The organism is Pseudoduganella sp. HUAS MS19 (assembly GCF_053615455.1).
The window spans coordinates 2,875,422-2,896,057 of the sequence record NZ_CM132133.1; the positions used below are offsets into that span (position 1 = coordinate 2,875,422).

The 20,636-nt window shown below is 63.5% G+C and carries 15 protein-coding genes; 12 read left to right on the forward strand and 3 right to left on the reverse strand.

The window, feature by feature from the left end; translation table 11 throughout:
- Window positions 1-53 precede the first annotated feature (53 nt).
- A complete protein-coding gene (locus ACWBU6_RS13160) occupies window positions 54-2,357 on the forward strand; it encodes an FdhF/YdeP family oxidoreductase (RefSeq protein ID WP_452649223.1) in 2,304 nt (767 codons plus the stop codon).
- Here the strand turns inward: ACWBU6_RS13160 and ACWBU6_RS13165 are convergent.
- The gene (locus ACWBU6_RS13165; protein ID WP_452649224.1) at window positions 2,341-3,957 is read right to left on the reverse strand and encodes a sensor histidine kinase; all 1,617 of its coding nucleotides are present in this window, start codon (window positions 3,955-3,957) and stop codon (window positions 2,341-2,343) included. The two genes, ACWBU6_RS13160 and ACWBU6_RS13165, sit on opposite strands and share 17 nt — an antisense overlap.
- On the reverse strand, window positions 3,954-4,697 hold the full coding sequence (locus ACWBU6_RS13170; RefSeq protein ID WP_452649225.1) for a substrate-binding periplasmic protein: 744 nt from the start codon (window positions 4,695-4,697) through the stop codon (window positions 3,954-3,956). The genes ACWBU6_RS13165 and ACWBU6_RS13170 overlap by 4 nt, the downstream gene beginning before the upstream one ends.
- A gap of 227 nt (window positions 4,698-4,924) precedes the next feature.
- Here ACWBU6_RS13170 and ACWBU6_RS13175 point away from each other — a divergent pair, with 227 nt between their 5' ends.
- The 11 genes from ACWBU6_RS13175 (at window position 4,925) to ACWBU6_RS13225 (ending at window position 20,239) form a co-directional block, all read left to right on the forward strand.
- Window positions 4,925-5,191: a DUF6916 family protein gene (locus tag ACWBU6_RS13175; RefSeq protein ID WP_452649226.1), complete on the forward strand. Its 267-nt coding sequence runs from the start codon at window positions 4,925-4,927 to the stop codon at window positions 5,189-5,191.
- Between the two features lie 17 nt (window positions 5,192-5,208).
- Complete coding sequence (locus ACWBU6_RS13180) at window positions 5,209-5,715, forward strand: phage tail protein (RefSeq protein WP_452649227.1); 507 nt, start codon at window positions 5,209-5,211, stop codon at window positions 5,713-5,715.
- A gap of 12 nt (window positions 5,716-5,727) precedes the next feature.
- Window positions 5,728-6,255: a phage tail protein gene (locus tag ACWBU6_RS13185; RefSeq protein ID WP_452649228.1), complete on the forward strand. Its 528-nt coding sequence runs from the start codon at window positions 5,728-5,730 to the stop codon at window positions 6,253-6,255.
- A gap of 10 nt (window positions 6,256-6,265) precedes the next feature.
- The gene (locus ACWBU6_RS13190; RefSeq protein ID WP_452649229.1) at window positions 6,266-6,793 is read left to right on the forward strand and encodes a phage tail protein; all 528 of its coding nucleotides are present in this window, start codon (window positions 6,266-6,268) and stop codon (window positions 6,791-6,793) included.
- On the forward strand, window positions 6,793-7,266 hold the full coding sequence (locus ACWBU6_RS13195) for a GNAT family N-acetyltransferase (protein ID WP_452649230.1): 474 nt from the start codon (window positions 6,793-6,795) through the stop codon (window positions 7,264-7,266). The genes ACWBU6_RS13190 and ACWBU6_RS13195 overlap by 1 nt, the downstream gene beginning before the upstream one ends.
- Window positions 7,259-7,675 (forward strand): DUF6916 family protein, encoded by a 417-nt coding sequence (locus ACWBU6_RS13200; RefSeq protein WP_452649231.1) that lies wholly within the window; start codon window positions 7,259-7,261, stop codon window positions 7,673-7,675. Before ACWBU6_RS13195 ends, ACWBU6_RS13200 begins: the two co-directional genes overlap by 8 nt.
- 9 nt (window positions 7,676-7,684) lie before the next feature.
- Window positions 7,685-15,091 carry a YDG domain-containing protein gene (locus tag ACWBU6_RS13205; protein ID WP_452649232.1) on the forward strand — a complete coding sequence of 2,469 codons (7,407 nt, stop codon included), beginning with the start codon at window positions 7,685-7,687 and terminating at the stop codon, window positions 15,089-15,091.
- Between the two features lie 27 nt (window positions 15,092-15,118).
- Complete coding sequence (locus ACWBU6_RS13210) at window positions 15,119-15,439, forward strand: hypothetical protein (protein ID WP_452649233.1); 321 nt, start codon at window positions 15,119-15,121, stop codon at window positions 15,437-15,439.
- 20 nt (window positions 15,440-15,459) lie between these two features.
- Entirely contained in the window at window positions 15,460-17,166 is a 1,707-nt protein-coding gene (locus ACWBU6_RS13215) for a ShlB/FhaC/HecB family hemolysin secretion/activation protein (RefSeq protein WP_452649234.1), read from the forward strand.
- Between the two features lie 121 nt (window positions 17,167-17,287).
- A complete protein-coding gene (locus ACWBU6_RS13220) occupies window positions 17,288-19,477 on the forward strand; it encodes an NHL repeat-containing protein (RefSeq protein ID WP_452649235.1) in 2,190 nt (729 codons plus the stop codon).
- Between the two features lie 12 nt (window positions 19,478-19,489).
- A complete protein-coding gene (locus ACWBU6_RS13225) occupies window positions 19,490-20,239 on the forward strand; it encodes a substrate-binding periplasmic protein (protein ID WP_452649236.1) in 750 nt (249 codons plus the stop codon).
- Here the strand turns inward: ACWBU6_RS13225 and ACWBU6_RS13230 are convergent, their stop codons facing one another.
- Window positions 20,240-20,539 (reverse strand): putative quinol monooxygenase, encoded by a 300-nt coding sequence (locus tag ACWBU6_RS13230; RefSeq protein WP_452649237.1) that lies wholly within the window; start codon window positions 20,537-20,539, stop codon window positions 20,240-20,242.
- Between the last annotated feature and the right edge of the window lie 97 nt (window positions 20,540-20,636).

Below are 20,636 nucleotides of genomic sequence, written 5' to 3' on the forward strand. Positions count from 1 at the left end.
CCCGACTTTCATATGTTAACATCGCCGCCTTGACAGAATGGCTGGAGATTCCTGTGCAGCATCCGATTCGTTTCTATGACAAACCCGCTGGCGGCCTGGGCTCGCTGCACGGCACCGCCAAGGCTCTGCGCAGCAATAGCGCGTTGCCGGCCTTGAAGGTCTTGCCGCAGCTGAACCAGCCGGGCGGGGTGGATTGCCCGGGCTGCGCATATCCGGATTCGCCCAGTGACAAGGCGGTCGATTTCTGCGAGCAGGGCGCGTGGGCGATTGCACATGAATCGACGGCGCGCCGCGCAACGCCGGAGTTTTTTGCGGCCAATCCATTGGCGGCGCTGCGCGAGCGCGCAGAGTGGGAACTTGAGGGCTTCGGCCGCCTGACCGCGCCAATGCTGTACGACCGCGCCAGCGATACCTACCGCGAGATCGAGTGGGATGAGGCGTTCAAGCTGGCCGGCGGTGCGCTGCGGGCGCTCGATGCGCCGGGCCGCGCGGTGTTTTATGCCTCCGGCCGCAGCAGCAATGAGGCGGCTTTCCCCTACCAGTTGTTTGCGCGGGCTTTCGGCACCAATAACATGCCCGATTCGTCGAACTATTGCCATGAGTCGTCCGGCATGGCGCTGGGCACGACGCTTGGCGTCGGCAAGTCGACCGTCACGCGTGAGGATTTCGAACACGCGGAGGCGATCTTCGTGTTCGGCCAGAACCCTGCCACCAATCACCCGCGCATGCTGGGCGACCTGCGCGAGGCCTCGCTGCGCGGCTGCCGTATCGCGGCTTTCAATCCCATGCTGGAGCCGGGCCTGCGCGGTTTCGCCGACCCGCAGTCGCCGGTTGAGACCCTGACGGGGCGCGGTACGCGCATCGCCAGCGAGTATTTCCAGGTACGCGTGGGCGGCGACCTGGCAGCAATCATCGGCATGTGCAAGGCCGTGCTGGAGGCGGAGGAGGCGGGCGGCAAGGTGCTGGACCGTGATTTCATCGCGCGCCATACCAGCGGCTTCGAAGAGTTTGCCGCTGCCGTGCGCGGCCAGTCGTGGCAGCAGGTGGAGCACGATAGCGGCCTGTCGCGCGAGCAGATCGAAAAGGCGGCGGCGATCTATATCGCTTCCAGGGCCACCATCGCCACCTGGTGCATGGGCCTGACCCAGCATGAGTATGCGATCGAGACGATCCAGATGCTGGTCAACCTGATGCTCCTGCGCGGCAATGTCGGCAGGCCCGGCGCCGGCCTGATGCCGGTGCGTGGCCATTCGAACGTGCAGGGCGACCGCACGGTGGGCGTGACCAACCGGCCGAAGAAGGAGTGGCTGGAAGGCCTGGAGCGCGTGTTCGGCTTCACGCCACCGGCGCAGCATGGACTCGATGCGGTGGCCGCCATCAACGGCATCATGGACGGTTCGGTGCACGCCTTCCTGGGCTTGGGCGGAAATTTTGCCGTGGCCGGGCCGGATACGCCGCGCGTACTGCAAGCGATGGAACGGCTGCAGTTGACGGTGCATATCGCAACCAAGCTGAATCGCACCCACCTGCATCCGGGCCGGGTCGGCCTGCTGCTGCCTTGCCTGAGCCGCACCGAGCGCGACGAGCAGGAGGGCGGCCGCCAGTTCGTCAGCGTGGAGGACACGGCCAGCATGGTGCATGCTTCGGCGGGGCGCAGCGACCCCGCCAGCGCCAGGCTGCGCTCGGAGCCGCATATCGTCACCGAGCTGGCGCGCCACACGCTGGCCGGCGCCGCACTGCCCGGTATCGACTGGCAGGCCATGGGCAGCGACTACAGCGTAACGCGCTCGCTGATCGAGCAGGTCGCCAGCACCGCCGTGGCGGGTTTTGAGAAATACAACGACCGCATTGCGCAACCGCGCGGCTTCCACCTGCCGAACAGTGCGCGCAACCGCGACTGGAAGACCGCCAGCGGCAAGGCGCAGTTCACCGCCATTGCGCTGCCGCAGGACACCATCATGGGCCGCGCCCGTGCCGCCTTCGGCGACGAGGTGCTGTGCCTGGCAACCGTGCGGGCGCACCGCCAGTACAACACCACCGTCTACCGCGACACCACGGGCGAGGTGGACCGCTACCGTGGCGTGCACCATACGCGCAAGGTACTGTTCATCTCCGCTGCGAGCATGGCGCGCCTTGGCTTGCGCGACGGCCAACTGGTCGACGTGCACGCCGCCGCGCCGGACGGCATCGCGCGCAAGTGCTGCGGCTACCAGCTCGTGCAATACGATGTGCCGGAGGGCGACGTATTCGGCTACTTCCCTGAGCTGACGCCCTTGGTTTCCCCGGCGCTGGTGGCGCGCGGTTCGGCTACGCCGGCCTTCAAGGAAGTGCCGGTGCTGCTCAGGCCCGCGGAATAATCGGCTCTTCGTGGTGCATCGGCGCATCGAGCGGGATGGTGATGCGGAAGGTGGTGCCGACGCCGGGCATGCTGTCGACGTGGATCTTGCCGCCCAGGATGGTGGTGACGATGTTGTGCACGATGTTCAGGCCCAGCCCTGAGCTGCCTTCGCTCATGCGGGTGGTGAAGAAGGGGTCGAAGATCCGGTTAAGGTGGCTGGACGCGATACCGGCGCCGTCGTCGCCGATGATGATGTCGGCATAGTCGTCGGTCGGCACCGGCACCGTGATCGACAGCCTGCCATGGCCGCGATTGTGGAAGCCATGCATGATGGCGTTGTTCACCAGGGCTGCCAGCACCTGGCCAAGCGGGCCGGGGTAGCTGTCCATTGCCACCAGCGGCGCCACGTCCACCGTTACCTCATAGGGCGTCTTGCGCAGCACCGGCGACAGGGTATTCATGTTTTCCTGGATCACGGCGCCCAGGTCGAACTTGCGGCGCTGCGAGCTGGCGCGGTCCACTGCGACCTGCTTGAAGCTCGATACCAGGCTGGCCGCGCGGTCGATATTGCGCGTCAGGAGCAGGCCGATGCCGTCGGCTTCTTCCAGGAATTGCTGCATGTCCGAGCGGCGCAAGCCGCTTTCGAAACGCTGGCCCAAGGCGTGGACCTTGTCATTCAAGGTGCTGGCGGCAACCAGGCTGTTGCCGATCGGGGTATTCAGTTCATGTGCTATGCCGGCCACCATCGAGCCCAGGGCCGCCAAGCGTTCGCTGCGCGCCAGTTCGTCCTGTGCATGGCGCGCCGCCTCCGTCCGTTCGGCCACGCGCCGCTCCAGCGATTCGTTGAGGACCGCCAGTTCTTGGTACAGCACGGCCCTTTCCGACAGGCCGGCCAGGATGTTCTCCCGCATTTCGTTGATCTTGTTGGCCAGCAGGTCCAGTTCCGTATTGCCGCCGTGCTTTAACGCCAGCGGCTGGCTGCCAAGGTTGTCGATGGTCAGCTGGCCGACATAGTCGCTGAGTTGCTGCAGCGGCTTGCCCAGCCAGTGCCGCACCACCAGCACGAAGATGAACCATAGCGCCAGGGTCTTGATCACGGAGTTCACGAGGATCAGGAAGAAACCGTATTCCACCTGGCTGAGGATGATGCGCCGGTTCGAGTAGACGGTCCACCTGCCGATTTCCTGCGGCGTGCCGTTCTCAAGTTTGTATGAAATGGGGAATTCACGGCTGAAGATCTGGCCGAACAGGCCATCGTTGCGCTGGGGCGGCGCCAGGCGGCCGTCGGGCTGGGCCTGCATATGCTTGCCCTGTTCGTCGAGCACCGTGCCGACTGCACGCACCAGCTTGCCCTGTTCGTCGACCACCTTGATGCCGACCACGATCGGCAGCTCCTTCATGCCGGCCAGTATGCCGCGCATGATGTCGTCGTTGAAGCGCCACATGGCGTCGGCGATACCGGGACCGAAGGTGTGCTGCATGGCCTCGATCTCGCTTTCGACGCGGCTGCGGGTGTGTTTGTATTCCGCGGTCAACTGGATGACGGTGACTACCGCCGTCACGATGAAGTAGCAGCCGAAGATAATGCGCAGCAGGCGGGCGGCGATCGAGCGGGTCATTTGAACCACCGCTCCTCGATCTGCCTGTAACGGGGCGAGTTGAGCAGCTTGCCGTATCCCTTGTTAAAGCGTGCCAGCATCTCGCGGCTGCCAGGCGCGGTCCTGCTGAAAGCGATGAACAGGTCGGGTGTGGCGACAGTCCCCACCAGCGTGAAGCGGCCGGCGAATTCGCCGGGCTTGCTACGGAACAGGGCGTTGGCGATGCGTTCTTCGGCTGCCATGTATTCGATGCGGTCAGCCAGCAGCATGCGAAAGCCATGCTCGTTCTTGTCCACCACGCGGCGCCTGATGCGCGTATTGACGTCGAATTCCTCTCCATATTCGTAATCGCGCTGCACGCCGACCGTGTGTCCCTCCAGGTCTTTGGCCCGCAGGCCGCGCTGGCGGGAACCTGAACGCGCGTAGATATTCATGCGGGTCGAAAACAGGGGCATCCGGGGCCACAGGTAAAGCGGCCGGGTCAGGCTGTTCGGTACTGCGTCGAAGCATGCCGTCAGTTGCCCGCTGCGCGTTTCGGCCATGCAGCGGGAATAGGGCAGGGCCCTGAATTGCGCCTTGACGCCTGCCAGGGCAAAGGCCTCGCGCACCACATCGACCGCAAATCCCTGCGCATGCTGCTGCGGCGCCGATGAATAGGGCGCCCAGTCATCCTCCGCGCCGACCACCACCGTGGGGGCGGCGCAGGCGTGCGATGCGGCAAGCAGTGCCGCAAGAATCGGGTGGCGAAGCGCACGGCACATGTTGAGTGACACCGTTGGGGAAGCGGGCTGCATTCAGGCAAGTATAAACTCTGCTTTCACTAGCGTTTAACTATTTGGGGCGCCTGTTGTAGCCGAACCATAGAACCTTGGCGCCGCTTCGGGAAATTTCTAATGTTTCAGCTTTATTGCAAAAATGTAATACAGATCAAGGAAAAATAATCGTACAATGTGAAATTTTTCAACGATAGAAAAGTTTCAAGATTGCCGTGTCGACAGTTGTCTCCTATTTCCAGGCCCGCCTCGGGGCCGAGTTCTCCATAGCTGGCTCAGCCTTGTCCTTGGTCTTGACCGAAGTTCAGCCAACGGCCCATCCGCAAGCTTTTTCGGTGACTTTTCAGGGTCCTGCCACCGCGGAGCTCGAACAGCAAACCGTCATCCTGGAACGTGCTGGTGATGACGATCTGGCAATTTTCATCGTTCCTGCGGCGCGTCACAGCGGCGGAGTGCAGTATCACGCCGTATTTAACAATTAACCTCACCAGGAGACCATATGGCAGAGCCATACTTGGCCGAGATCAAGCTTGTCTCGTTCAATTACCCGCCGAAAGGCTGGGCTTTATGCAATGGGCAGTTTTTGCCGATCAACCAGAACCAGGCCTTGTTCTCCCTGCTGGGGACCACCTACGGCGGCAATGGGCAAACCACGTTCGCGCTGCCGGACCTGCGCGGCCGCGTGCCGGCGCATGTCGGTGCCGGCATTATCCAGGGCCAGGCCAGTGGTGCGTTTGTGCACACGCTGTCGCATGCCGAATTACCTACGCACAACCACCGGCTGGGTACCAGCACGGCCATCGCGAACACCAGCGATCCGAATGGCGCATTGCTGGCGCGCAAGGGTCGGCTGACTGCGGATGTCTTCAATGGTTCGCCCAATACCGGGCTGGTGCCGACCCAGGTGTCCAGCACCGGCGGCGCGCAGCCACACGAGAACACCCAACCCTACCTGACGCTGAATTTCATTATCGCGCTGCAGGGCATTTTCCCTAGCCAGAACTGAGCGGAACCGACCATGTCTAATCCTTTTATCGGCGAAATCCGCATGTTCGGCGGCAATTTCGCACCGGCCGGCTGGGCCTTTTGCGATGGCCAGCTGTTGCCCATCTCCGAAAACGACGCCCTGTTCACACTGATCGGCACCACTTATGGCGGCGATGGCCAGTCCACCTTTGCGCTGCCCGACATGCGCAGCCGCGTGCCGCTGCATTCCGGCAGCCTGCAAGGCCGCACCTTCGCCATCGGCGAAATGGGCGGGGCCGAGAGCGTGACCCTGACTTCGCAACAGATCCCCAGCCATACCCACGCGATCGTTGGCAGCACCGAACGCGGTAGCGGCGCCTTTACCAATCTGACCGGTTACCCGGCAGCGACAGTGGCGGGCGGCACGGCAATGTACGGCACGTCCGACAACAATGTGCAGCCGATGGCGGCAGGGGCCATCACGCCGGCCGGTGGATCGCAACCGCACGACAATATGGCGCCTTACCTTGGCGTCAATTTCATCATCTCGCTGTACGGCGTATTTCCGCAGCAGTCTTGAGGACCTTCCGATGAGTTCACCATTTGTTGCGGAAATCCGCATGTTTGCCAGCAACTTCGCGCCAACCGGCTGGGCCACCTGCGACGGCCAACTGTTGCCGATCTCGCAGAACACGGCGCTGTTTTCCCTGCTGGGCACTACCTATGGCGGCGACGGCAAATCGACTTTTGCCTTGCCCGACCTGAATGGCCGCACACCGCTGCATCCTGGGCAAGGGGCCGGCCTGTCGCTGCGCGACCTCGGCCAACAGGGCGGCAGCGCCACGGTCAGCCTGATCGAATCGGAAATGCCGGCGCACGCCCATAACCTGCAAGCGACCACCGTCACGGCCAACCAGCTGGCACCAAGCGGCTCAAGCGGCTTCGCCAAGTCCGGCGCGATGAACCAGATCTACAGCAAGACCACGGCCGGCATGCTGCAGATGCGCCCGGAAGTGCTGGCGCCGTCTGGTGGCGACCAACCGCATAACAACCGCCAGCCTTACCTGGGCCTGTTGTTCTGCATCGCCCTGCAGGGCGTGTTCCCGCCGCGCTCCTGATGGATGTGACGCTGCGCAGCGAGACTGCGGCGGACCGCGCTTTCCTGCGCGCGCTGTCCGGCGAAGTCCGCGGGTCGGAGCTGGGGTTGGCCGGCATGGACCAGGGCATGTTGCAGACTTTGCTCGCCATGCAGTTCGAGGCGCAGCGGCAATCGTACCTGCAAGCCTACCCGGCTGCACGCTGCGACATCATCGAAGTCGACGGACTTCCTGCCGGGAGGCGCGTTGTGGCGCGGGCGCGTGGCGCTTTGCACCTGGTCGACATCGCACTGATGCCGGCGTGGAGGGGAAAAGGCATCGGCAGCACGCAACTGCGCGGCTTGCAGCGGGAAGCAGCCGACGCAGGCCTGCCGCTGCGCTTACATGTAGCACTGAATAACCGAGCCGAGGCGCTGTATCGCCGCCTCGGCTTCAAAGAAACCGTGGTGTCCGGCATGCACCGGACCATGGAATGGGAGAACAACAATGAATGATCGAGTAACTTCGCGCCGCACCTTGCTGAAGGCAGGTGGCGGTTCGTTGCTGGCCGCGGGCCTCGGCTTGCGCGCACCGGCAGTCCTTGCGGACGAAAACGGTAGCAGCTTTGGCTGGAGCCGTGCCGCTGCCGAGGGCCTGGTGGGCCAGGTTTTCTGGCTGAACCACCCTGAGCACCGCGCTTTGCAAATCAAGCTGGAACGGGTTCAAGCCTCGAAGCTCGCACCCGACGGCGCGGAAGTAAGCCAGTTCACGGTGCTGTTCTCTGCCGCCGCGCAGCCGGCCATCCAGGCTGGCAGCTACGAAATCGAACATGAAGCGACAGGGCGCCAGCTGGTGTTCCTGCAGCCGGGCGCGCGCCAGGGTGCGCTGGTTACACTGCGCGCCGACTTCAACCTGCACGTTTAAGGAAACACAATGCACAAACACGCCTCCGCCAACCGTTTTTATCGCCTTGTCTGGAGCACGGTGCACCGCTGCTGGGTGGCTGTAGCCGAAGGCACGCGCAGCCATGGCAAGGGCGGCGCGCGCCGCCGCGCCGCTGCCGTGCTGGCGGGCAGCCTGGCGATGGCGGGAGCGGCTACGGCCGGCGCGCCTCCGGTCAATGCTCTGCCGACCGGCATGCAGCTGGTAGCCGGCCAGGCCGGGGTGAGTGTGCAGGGCAGCAGCATGACGGTGAACCAGGCCACGCAGCAGGCCATCATGAACTGGCAGGGCTTCAATATCGGCGCCAACGCCCAGGTGCGTTTCATCCAGCCGAACGCATCGGCGGTGGCGTTGAACCGGGTAGTCGGCGGCGAGGCAAGCACCATCTTCGGCAAGCTGTCGTCCAACGGCAAGGTATTCCTGGTCAACCCGCAGGGCTTGCTGTTTGGTGCCAGCGCGCAGGTGGACGTGGGCGGACTGGTTGGCTCCAGCCTTGGCATCACGGACCAGTCTTTCCTTTCCGGCAGCTATCGCTTCAGCGGCAGCGGAGCCGGTGCGGTACGCAATGAAGGCCGCATCAATGCTTCTGACGGCGTCGTGGCGCTGTTGGCGCCAACCGTATCGAACAGCGGCAGCATTGCGGCGCCAGGCGGCAGCGTGGCGCTGGCGGCAGGCAATGCCGTCGGGATGGACTTCCGCGGCGACGGCCTGATCACGCTGCGCGTGGAGCAGGGCGCGCTCGATGCGCTGGCCGAGAATAAGGGCTTGCTGCAGGCCGATAACGGCCAAGTGCTGCTGACGGCGAAAGCGGCCGACGCGCTGGCGCGTTCCACCGTCAACAATGCTGGCTTGGTGCAGGCGCGCGGCCTGGTAGCCGACGGCGGCGCGATCCGCCTGGTGGGCGACGGGCGGGTGCAGGCCGGCCAGCTTGACGCTTCGTCCAGCGGCGGGCAGGGCGGCAGTGTCAAGATCGCGGGCGGCTTCGTTGCACTGGACGGCGCGGTGCGCGCGGACGGCGTGCGCGGCGGCAGTGTGGACGTAACAGCCGCTGGCGACCTGTCGGCAGCTGCGGCATTGTCGGCAGCCGGAACGGCAGGCAAGGGTGGCAGCATCAGTCTCCTCTCCGGCGCCGGCCTGGCGGAGAACAATTCTGCTTCCACCAATGTGAGCGGGGCGACTGACGGCGGCGCTGTGTCGCTGCAGGCTGGCGGCAGCTTGCTTTCTTCCGGACGGCACGACGCGCATGGCGTGTCGGGAATAGGCGGCCGGGTGGACATCAGCGGTGCTGATGTGCGCCTGATGGGGGCGAACGTCGATGCTTCCGGTGCCACCCAGGGTGGCCTGGTGCGTGTCGGGGGAGCTTTCCAGGGCGGCGCACAGCGCGCCGATGCTCCGGACGTGGACCGTTTCACTGCACGCTGGGGCGCCATGGCCAGTATCGCCAATGCAGACGCCACTTTTATCAACGACAGTACCGCGCTGGACGTCTCGGCACGTGGCGCAGCAGGACAGGGCGGCACTGCTATCGTGTGGTCGCAGCAGCAAACCACTATGCTCGGCGCTGTCAAGGCTACCGGTGCTGCGCGCGGCGGGGCTGTCGAAATCTCATCGCAAGCGGACCTGCGTCACGTGGGCCTGGAACGGCTTGACATCGGCGCCGGCGGCCGTCTGCTGCTGGACCCGAAGAATATCGTGATCGGGAGCTTCGCCAACCAGTGGACGTATGACGCCGTCATCGGCAAGGGTTTCAGCGGCGGCAAGAACCGCGACGTGGCAAGCCTGAAGGAAGGCGACTGGTTCGGCTACAGCGTGGCGCTAACCTCCGACGGCAGGGGCCTCGCGGTCGGCGCGCCGCTCGACGACGGCGCTGCCGGCGCCGCCGACGCGAACTACGGCGCCGTGCGCCTGTTCACGTTCAGCGACGGCCAGTTCAACGGCGGTACACTGGTGGGCACCATTGGCCATGGCTACACCGGCGGCAACAACTACAATATGTCGGCGCACTTGACCGGCGGCGATGCGTTCGGCAGTTCTGTCGCATTGAGCAGTACAGGCGACGTGCTGGCTGTCGGCGCGCTTGGCAGCGACTATGCTGGCAAGGTGTACACCATCGGCTTTGGTACCGGGTTTACTGCACCGGCCGTGACGCAAACGATCGCCAGCAGCGCTGGCGGTTCGAATGGCTTCGGCGTCTCGGTCGCCCTGAATGGCGACGGCGGCAAGCTGGCGGTGGGGGCATTGTTCGACAATAGTGTCGAACTTTTCACAAAGTCGAACGGCAGCTTCTCCCGCCTGTACACGCTGAACGGCACGGCAGAGACCCAGTTTGGCAGCGCAGTGGCTCTCAATGACGCGGGCACGCAACTGGCGGTGGGCGCTGCGGCCGCGAACAACGGCAAGGGAATGGTCTACCTGTATTCCACGCCGTTCGATTCCTTGATCAGTTTGGGCTCGATTGGCCAGGGCGGAAGCAGGCTGGATATCGCCCTGAATGATGGCGAGTTATTCGGTTCCTCGCTGGCGATGAATGATGCCGGGACGCGCCTGGCAATCGGTTCTCCAACGAATGGCGGTCTAGGCAGCCCCGGCACCGGTCCTGGCGCAGTGCGCGTCATCGACTATAGCGGCAACTTCTCCTCGCCTGGCGTCACGGCGGTGATCGGCCGCGATTACACCCAGGGCGCAAACGCCAGCCTCGTCCTCAACGATTACGGCAACTTCGGCTTTGCCGTGGCCATGAACGGCGCTGGCGACAGCCTGGTGGTGGCCCAGCCATTCGCCGACTCGGCCGATGGCAGCGTGTTCCAGACCGGATCGGTGAACTTGTTCCGCCTGCTGCCGGCTCCCGCAGCCGCATCCTTGTCGTTTGGCCAGGCCTATCCGCAAGCAAATGTGAACGCTTCGGTGGACGCGCAGAAGTTGGCGGCCGCCCTGGCAGCGGGCACCAGCATCACGCTGCAAGCCAATAACGACATCACCTGGCTGGCCGGCAATGCCATCAATGCGGCCGGCACCGGCGACCTGTCGCTGCAAGCGGGGCGCAGCGTCGAGCTGAACTCCAACATCACCATGGGCGGCAGGCTGAATGTCACCGCCAATGCCGGTACCGGTGCCGGCGTGATTAGTGCTTACCGCAGTGCGGGCAACGCGGCCATTACGGTCGCCAACGGTACCGCGATCAACGCCGGCAACGTCAGTCTGACCATCGATACCGGTGCCGGCCAGACCGAGAACGCCAGTGGCGACATTACCATCGCCGGCGCTGTCAACGCCAAGAAGATTACCGTCGTCAATAAGGGCCCATCGGCCGGCAGCGATGTCGTGATCAACGCGGGCGGCAGCTTGGTCGGTAGCGACGGCGGATATGCGGCAACGGTGGTTGTCGCTGCCGCCGGCGCCGCTGGCGGTACCTTTACCAACAATGCGGGCAGCAATGCGCTGCAGGGCGGAATCGATGGCTATTACCACGTCTACGCCGATGCGCCGGCAAATGCCTTGGAAGGAATGAGCGGATACAACAAGCGTTACAGCCAGTCGTATACGGGCACCGCTCCCTCATACACTTCCATGAGCGGTAACTGGTTCATGTACAAGTTGTCGCCAACACTGACCGTTACAGCGCAAAACGCCAATAAAGTCTACGATGGTACCGGTTCGCTGCCGGCCTTCAACTACAACGTCACCGGCTACATCGATGGCGATTCCGGCGGCATCGTCGGTTCGGCTGCCGCTACGGGCTTCACCAAAAATGTCGGCACCTATAGCCTGAACCGGGGAAGCATCTTCAGCGAACTGGGCTACAACATTAGTTTCTCCACTGGCAAAACGCTGACCGTCACGCCCAAAGCGCTGACCGTCACCGCCACGGGGATCAACAAGGTATATGACGGCCTGGCGAGCGCCGGCGTGACGCTGAGCGACGACCGGGTCCATGGCGACCAGCTGACCGCGAGCGCAACGTCGAGCACCTTTAGCGACAAGAATGCCGGCAACGGCAAGGCGGTCGGCGTAAGCGGCATTGCGCTGTCCGGCGCCGATGCGGCAAACTATTCGCTGGTGTCGACGACGGCATCGACCAGCGCGAACATCAGCCGGCGCACGCTGAACGTGAATGCTACTGCTTCGAACAAGGTCTACGACGGTTCGGTCAATGCCAGTGCAACCTTGGGCGACGACCGTGTGGCCGGCGATACGCTGTCGGTCAGCCAGGCTGGCGCTTCGTTTGCAGGCAAGGACGTGGGAGTAGCCAAGGCAGTGCAGGTGACGGGGCTTTCCCTGTCGGGCACCGACGCGGCCAATTATGTGCTTGGTGCGAGCACGGCTTCGGCTGCAGCCGATATCACACAGCGCCAGCTGACGGTGGGTGTGAACGCTGCCGACAAGGTCTACGACGGCGCACTGGCTGCGACGGTCGGCTATACCGATAATCGTGTCAATGGCGACGCGCTGACGATTTCGGGCAGCGCCGCCTTCGCCGACAAGAACGTTGGTACTTCTAAATCCGTCACGGCAACGGGCCTGGCGCTGTCCGGCGCCGATGCCGGCAACTACGCTTTGGCGTCGCCTGCCGCCAGCACCACGGCGTCGATCACGGCGCGCACGCTGACTGTGACGGCAAACGGCAATAGCAAGGTGTACGACGGCTCGCAGGCGGCGACGGTGAATCTGAGCGATGACCGCGTGGCGGGCGATGTGCTGTCGGTTGGCGGCAATGCTTCCTTCACCGACAAGAATGCCGGCATTGCCAAGGATGTCAATGTGACCGGCATTGCAATCTCCGGGACCGATTCTGGCAACTATGTGCTGTCGTCGACCCAGACCGCCACCAAGGCCGATATCGCCAAACGTACGCTGACGGCCACCATGACCGGCGGCAACAAGACCTATGACGGGACGACAAGTGCGACAGTCGGCCTGGCAAGCGACGCCTTGGGCGGTGACAGTCTTTCGCTTGGCAGCGCAAGCGCCAGCTTCACCAGCAAGGACGCCGGCACCGGCAAGACCGTAAACGTCAGCGGCATTTCCATCGTTGGCGGTACGGATGCGGACAACTATGTGCTGGCATCGAGCGCCATCAGCGGAACGGCCGATATCGCGGCGCGCACGCTGGTGGTGACGGCCACTGGTGCCAACCGGGTGTACGATGGCAGCCGTGCAGCCGGCGTGAGCTTCAGCGATGACCGCGTCAATGGCGACGTGCTGACCGTCAGCGGCAACGCTACGTTCGCCGACAAGAACGTGGGCATTGCCAAGGATATCAGCGTGAGCGGCGTTGCACTGTCCGGCGCCGATGCAGGCAATTACGTGCTGTCGGCCAGCCCGGTCGCCACCAAGGCCGATATCGGTGCGCGCATCCTGAATGCCGTTGCGACGGGCTCGAACAAGGTGTATGACCAGGGCACCACGGCGTCCGTGACGCTGGGCGACGACCGTGCAGCAGGCGATGTGCTGTCGCTGGGCTATGGCGCTGCAAATTTCACCAGCAAGGACGCCGGCAACGGCAAGACGATCAATGTCAGCGGCATTTCCCTTACGGGGACGGATTCCGGCAATTATGTGCTGGCGTCGACCAATGCGACCGCCAGCGGCAACATCACGCCGCGGACGCTGGCCGTCGCTGCCCTGGCTTCGAGCAAGGTGTACGACGGCAGCCGGTCCGCCAGTGCCGGTTATACCGATGACCGCCTGGCCGGCGACCAGTTGTCTGTGAGCGGCATTGCCACCTTTGCCGACAAGCATGCCGGTAACGGCAAGTCAGTGACGGCCAGCGGCCTGTCCTTGTCCGGAACCGATGCCGGCAACTACGCGCTGGTTTCGAACAGCGTCGGCACTACCGCCGATATCACGCCGCGCGTGCTGAACGTCAATGTGCAAGGCAACAAGATTTACGACGGCGGCACCGCGGTTTCGGCAAGCTATAGCGACGACCGCGTGACGGGCGACGTGCTGTCCGTCAGCGGCAATGCCAGCTTTAACAACAAGAATGCCGGCAATGGCAAGTTGCTGACGGCGAGCGGCCTTGCCCTGTCCGGTGGCGACGCGGGCAATTACCGGCTGACGTCGACTACAGTGGCCGGCTCCGGCTCCATTGCAGCCCGCACCTTGACGGCTACCGTCGCCGCCGCCGACAAGGCTTACGACGGCACGACCACCACCTCGGTTGTGCTGCTTGGCGACGATCGGGTAGCGGGCGACCAGTTGGCACTCACCGGCGGCACCGGCAGCTTCTTCGACAAGAATGCCGGCAACAACAAGGCAGTTTCCTTGTCCGGACTCAATCTGAGCGGCGCGGATGCCGGCAACTACGACATTTCCTTCGTTGCCAATTCCACGGCCAGCATCACCCCGCGCTCGCTGCAGGTAAGCGTCGGCGGCGTAGACAAGGTATATGACGGCTTGCTGGCTGCCGGGGTGACTTACGGCGACAACCGCCTTGCCGGGGACCAGCTGCAAGTTACCGGCAATGCCAGCTTCGCCGACAAGAATGTCGGCAATGGCAAGGCAGTTTCCGTGTCGGGTATTTCCCTGACCGGCGCGGATGCCGGCAATTATGCCGTCAGCAACGGCACTGCAAACACCACCGCATCCATCACGCCGAAGGCGCTGGCGGCTGTTGCGAATGGGGTAGTGGGCAAGGTGTATGACGGCAGCACGGCGGCGCACGTGGCTGCGGGCCAGGTCGGCCTGACCGGCTTTGTCGCCGGCGAAGGCGCGTCCATCGGCGCGTTGCAAGGCCAGTACAACAGCGGCAATGTCGTGGGCGCAACCAGTGTCAAGGCGAAGCTCGATGTCGCCGCGCTGAACGCCGATGCCGGCACGGCGCTGTCGAACTATGTGCTGCCGGCGGAGGTTGCGCTGGCAGGCAGCATCAGTGCGCGCCGGCTGACGATCGACGGCGTCACTGTCGCGAGCAAGAGCTACGATGGCAGCACCAACGCCAGCCTGGCAAATATTGGCAGCTTGTCCGGCCTGGTCAACGGCGAAAGCCTCGTATTGCGCGCTCCGGACAGCGTTCGGTTCGATAACAGCAATGCCGGAGCCGGCAAGCAGGTCGTCGCCAGCGGTTACAGCCTGGCGGACGGCAGTGGCCTGGCATCGAATTATGCGCTGGCCGGCAACAGCGTTACCGCCAGCGGAACTATCAATCAGGCGAAGCTGCTGGTGAAAGCTGACGACCAGACCCGCGCGTACGGCGGCAGCAATCCGGCTCTGACCTGGACTGCCAGCGGCCTGGTCGGCGGCGATACTGTGGCGCTGCTTGGCGATGTGCATACGGCAACCACCGCGGCCCGGGATTCGGCTCCCGGCAGTTATGCCATCACGATCGGCGGCAGCAACCTGGCCAACTACATGGTCGATTACGTCAACGGCGTGATGACCGTGGCGCGTGTCCCGTAGCAGTTCGAAAACGTCATCGGCAACGCCGTGAATCCGGCATTGCCGGGCCGGTACGATGCGACCGGGCGCGATATGAACGTATGGATGCAACTGGCCGGCGACGGTGGTCCCCTGGTCGGCGTGCCTGCGGATGTTGCCGCGGTCAATGGCGCCGCCGGCCCGGCCACCTTGAACGGGTGGGGATGGCTGACCGATCTGGTGCAGCGTGCGATGGCGCCAACTGCCAGCGACACCGCTGTCGCCGCGCCGCAGCAACGCGTCGGCGAAACGCGCGAATACACCATCGGCGGCGGCAGCCGCGTGAAAGTACGCGACGGCGGCGTGAATGGCGCCGTCGCACCTAACTGATAGGAAGCAGGGAACCAGAAGTGCAGAAACATACCAAAAACAGCCTGGCGCTTGCCATTCTGGGCGCACCGGCCCTGGCATTGGCGCAAGCCTTGCCGGACGCAGGCCGCATTCTCGAACAGAACCGCCCGCCGGCGCTGGTGCGCCAGCCGGCAGCAACCGCAAAGGTGGTGCCGGACGCGGCACCCGTGCCGGGCCTGGCGCTGGAAGGCGCGCAGAAGGTAATGGTTCGCCGCTTCACGCTGCAAGGGGTGGGGGCATTCGATCCATCCGCATTGCACGGCGTACTGGCGCCATTTGCTGGTCGCGAACTGACGTTTGCCGAATTGCAGCAGGCCTGCAATGCGGTGACGAACTACTATCGCGCCCACGGCTATTTCGTGGCCAGCGCAGTATTGCCGGCGCAGGAAATCAGCAACGGCGAGGTGAACATCCAGGTGCTGGAAGGACGCATTTCCCAACTGCGGATGGTAGCGGATGGCGATGTGCGCCTGCGGCCTGAGATCGCGCGGCGCTACCTCGATGCGCTTGTGCCGCAGGGGCAGCCGGTGCAGGAAGACCGCCTGGAGCGCGCACTGCTGTTGACGCAGGATTTGCCCGGCATGGGCGCCCGCGCCGAATTGAGCCAGGGGCAGGGCATCGGCGAATCCGACCTGGCGGTGCAACTGAGCGAAGGCCCGCTGGCGAACGGCACGCTGAGCCTGGACAACGCCAGCAACCGCTATACCGGCGCAACCCGTTTGACCGGCAACGTTGCGCTGAACGACCTGGGCGGCTATGGCGGCCAGCTGTCGCTGCTGGCATCGAGCGCTGGCGACGGTTTCAGCTATGGCCGCGCGGGCTATATCGCGCCGATGGGCTTTAAGGGCTTGAAGGCCGGCGCCGCCTTCTCGCGCCTGCGCTACAAGCTGGGCGAGGATTTCAAGTCGTTGGACGCGCACGGCACGGCGTCGGTGTCGCAACTGATCGTCACCTATCCGCTGCTGCGCACCCGCAGCACCAATATCCAGCTGCGCACCGGCTACGACGACAAGCGTTACGAGAATTTCGCCAACGGCGCCCAGACCAGCGACAAGCATGTCAAGGTGCTGCCAATGGCTGTAAGCTTCAGCCGCCAGGACCAGCATGCCATGACCCAGGCCAGCCTTGAGCTGAGCCTCGGTCGCGTGGACCTCGGTGCCAATGCGGCGTCGGCAGCGGCGGATGCGGCCGGCGCACGCAGCGACGGCCGCTTTGCCCACCTGGCTTACACGCTGGGCCGCTTCCAGCGCCTGGTTGGCAATGTCGGCCTGCTGCTGAATGCCAGCGGCCAGCTTGCGTCGCGCAATCTGGAATCGGGCGAGAAATTTTCGCTTGGCGGCGCAGGCCGCGTGCGCGCCTACCCGGCTGGCGAGGCCACCGGCGACGAGGGGCATGTGCTGAGCACTGAACTGCATTACGAATGGCAGGCTTTGCGTACCGACCTGTCGGCCTTCGTGGACGTTGGCCATGTGCGCCTGAATAACGGCCTGTATGCCGGCGCCCTGGCCGGGAATGGCCCAGGCAACAGCTACACGTTAAAGGGCGCCGGACTGGGCGCGACCTGGCGTGGCGCAAGCGGTACCGTGCTGCAGTTGCAAGTGGCACGCAAGCTTGGCCACAACCCCGCGCCAGGTGCGCAAGGTGAAGATGCGGATGGCAAGACGTCCAAAGTCCGCGCCTGGTTCAACCTTACTGTACCATTCTGAGACCGCCAACCTAGCCAATTGATAGCTCGCCGTCCCTGCCGTTACGGGCTTTCCTGCCGATGTTGCCGAATTCCTGGGCAGCCGGGATACTGGAATGCTCCACTAACAGGCAGGGATGGCCATGAGCAAATTTCATCATATTACGCACTACGGTGAGCTTGTCATGCCGGGCACCACGGCGCGCGGCGAGTTGCCTGACGACTTCACCATGAATTCCCCGGTCGGCATTGCGCGCGACCATTATGACCATGTCTGGGTATGCGATACCGGTAACAGCCGCCTGCTGGTTTTCAGCGCGGACCTGAACACGCTGCTGCACGTGATCGATACGCCGGGCGAGGGCACGGAGCAGGCGCGGCGCCTGCTGATGCCATTCCACCTTTGCCCGCATCCGGAGCAGGACCTGATGTACTGCACCGACATGGGCAACGGCCGCATCGTGGTGTTCGAGTATGACGAGCACTCGGTCGACCTCCAGTTCGCCTTCGGCGATGCGGCCGACGGCATCAACGGCAAGGGCTTCGTGCCACTGAGCGACCCGAACGGCATCACCATCGTGAAGGAGGCCAGCGGCGAGTATTTCGTCTACGTCTGCGACGAATTTTTCCATACCAAAGGCGACGACCGCAGCCGCTGCGTGAAGTTTACGCCGGAAGGCAAGTTCGTGCTGCAGTTCCGCACCATTGACGACGCCAACAGCGTCCATGACCTGCTGTGGCCACAGGGGCTGGCCTCGGACTCGCGCGGCAACCTGTACCTGGCCAATACGGGCCATTACGAAGTGCTGAAGATCGATACTGCCTGGCCGATCAAGAACGAACGTGTGCAGTGCCCCGGCGAGACGTCGCTGCTGCACAGCTTTGGCAATCCGGCCGGCATTGGCAAGTTCAACGTCATGCGCTCGGTGTGCGTCATCAATGACCGCATCTTCGTGCCCGGCCAGGTGGAGGATTCGATCACGGTCTACGATACCGACGGCAAGCTGCTGACGATTGTGGAGGGCATGCTGCCGCTGTGGAACCACAAGCCCCAGGTCATGCATTCGATTTCCGACCTGGTGTACGGCTCGCTGGAAGACGCCGTCTTCGTCGGCCCTTACCAGATCTGCGCGGCGGCCGACGCCAACGTCTACTACGTGACCGAGCCTTTTGCCTCCACGGTGCTGAAGATGCGCATTGCGCCCGACCGCGACGGGGGCGACCAGGATGCGATCCTGCTCGATGCCGTTGGCCACCGGCGCGACAACCAGGCGGAGAAAGCGGTCACCTCGCAGTTCAACTGCATGACGGCGGTGATCGGCGTCGACCCCAAGCGTGCGGGCAGCGGCACCTTGCCGCAGTCGAACTGGATCGATAGCTGGGCCAGCGCAATGGCCAATATCTACAAATACTGGTACGACCAGCTGAAGCACCACGCGCGCATCGACCCGCTGGCGGGGGCTGCCACGTCGTCCTACAACATCGATTCCGGCAACTGGTGCATGAAGACCTTCAACACCGCCGCCGATCCGATTGCGCAGTTGCAGGACATGATGCGCGGCTTCTTCATGCCGGGCGGGTTGGCCATGGCCGTGTACTACCCCTCGCAGCCGCTGCTGGGGCAAATCTGTCCAGGCACGCCGCTGGTGTTCGTTACCAATTTCAATGCCTGCACGGTGTCGATGTTCCAGTTCGGCCCCAGCGGGCATTTGCTGAATTACGGCCTGCCGTTTGCACGCGAGGGCATCGGCGGCGATGGCACGTTGAAAGCGCCGCAGGGGCTGGAAGTGAACAGCCATGGCGAAATATATATCGCCGATTCCCTGAACAACCGCATATCGATGTGGCAATTGCAGCCGACCGGCCTGGTGTCCTTCGTCAAAAACTTCCAGTGGACGGAGGACGGCAAGCCGCTGGCCAGCTTTGCGCCCTGCGACGTGACGATCGATGCCCAGGATCGCGTGTTCGTGTGCGACCAGTTCAACAACTGCATCCGGGTGTTCGACCGCCAGGGCAAGAGCCTGTGGAGCTATGGCCGCGCCGGTTATTGCGACGACCTGGAAAAGGATGCCGACAAGTTCTACCTGCCGGCCAGCCTGTGCGTGGACCAGGAAGGGCACCTGATTGTGAACGATTTGGTAAACCGGGCGCTGAAGATCTTCCGCATCGGCGAGGACACGCTAGAATACGTTACAGGAGAACTTGTATTCAAAAAGTATCCCGAAGTTGGCGGCGTCTGGATGCCGTTCTTCATTTACGCGCGCGACCGTCGCGTGTACGTGCCCGACACCACTTTCAACGTCGTCAACATTTACGCCTACCAGCTTGAATGACGGAGGTGCGCCATGTGGAGAGGGTTGTTGGCCGGAGTGCTGGCATTGGGCGTCGCACAGGCGGACGACAAGAAAACCTTCTCCGTTGGCGTTGAGGACTACAAGAACTGGCTACCGTATTCCGAGGTAAGGAACGGATTGTACGGCGGCCTGGGAAAGGACATCCTCGATGCCTTCGCCCGGCAAATGGGCTACACCTTTATCTATGAAATTTATCCGTTGAAACGGCGCGACCGCCTGTTCGTCGACGGCCAGCTGGACCTGGCCTTCCCCGACAATCCGAACTGGGTGGTCGAGATGAAGAAGGAGCTCAAGATCAGCTATGCCCCCATGCTGGAATTCACCGATGGGGTGCTGGTGCGGCCGGAGAACCTGGGCAAGGGGGTGGGGCGCCTGAAAACCCTCGGCATTCCGCTGGGCTTCACGCCCTATCCTTACCAGCAGCTGATGTCGGCCGGCGCCTTGCGCATCGAGGAAACGGCCGACTATGACGCCCTGTATGAAAAGCTGATCATGCGGCGCGTAGACGGCGCCTACATGAACACCCGCATCGCGCGCCACTACTGGACCCAGATCCGCAAGCTGCCGCAAGTGCCGGTGGTGTACGACCCGAACCTGCCGCACGCTTCGGGCCAGTGGTACCTGTCCTCGCACAAATATCCGAAGGTGGTGGAAGAATTCCGCCGCTTCATGCAGACCAATAAGGCGGACGTGGAGGAGTTGAAGAAAAAGTACAACTTCGTCTCCTCCGAGGACCAGTAATCAGGCTGCCTTCAGGCCCAGCACTTCAATTGGTTCGATGCTTGGCGGGGTGGCGAACAGTTCGGGCGCCTGTGCCATCAGGGCCTGGGCGATCGGGCCGTTCAGGTGGCCCCGGCGCGCCTCCTCCGTCTCGAAAGCGTCGAACACGCCGAACACGCGTTCAGACAGGCGCAGGGCAAACCAGTATTTGGTGCCAGGTTCCTGTTTGGCCAATGCCAGGCCGGTGTCGAGGAAATCGGCAACGGCGGATTCCTTGCCCGGCTTGGCTTCGAAACGGGCGAACAGTGCGTACTTGATCATGCTTATCTCCTGGTTGGATTGATCGCGAATCTGCGATGGAGGTACTTTACCGGCGTCCCGCCAGGGGTTAAATTGGCGAGATTGACATCTTTGGTAT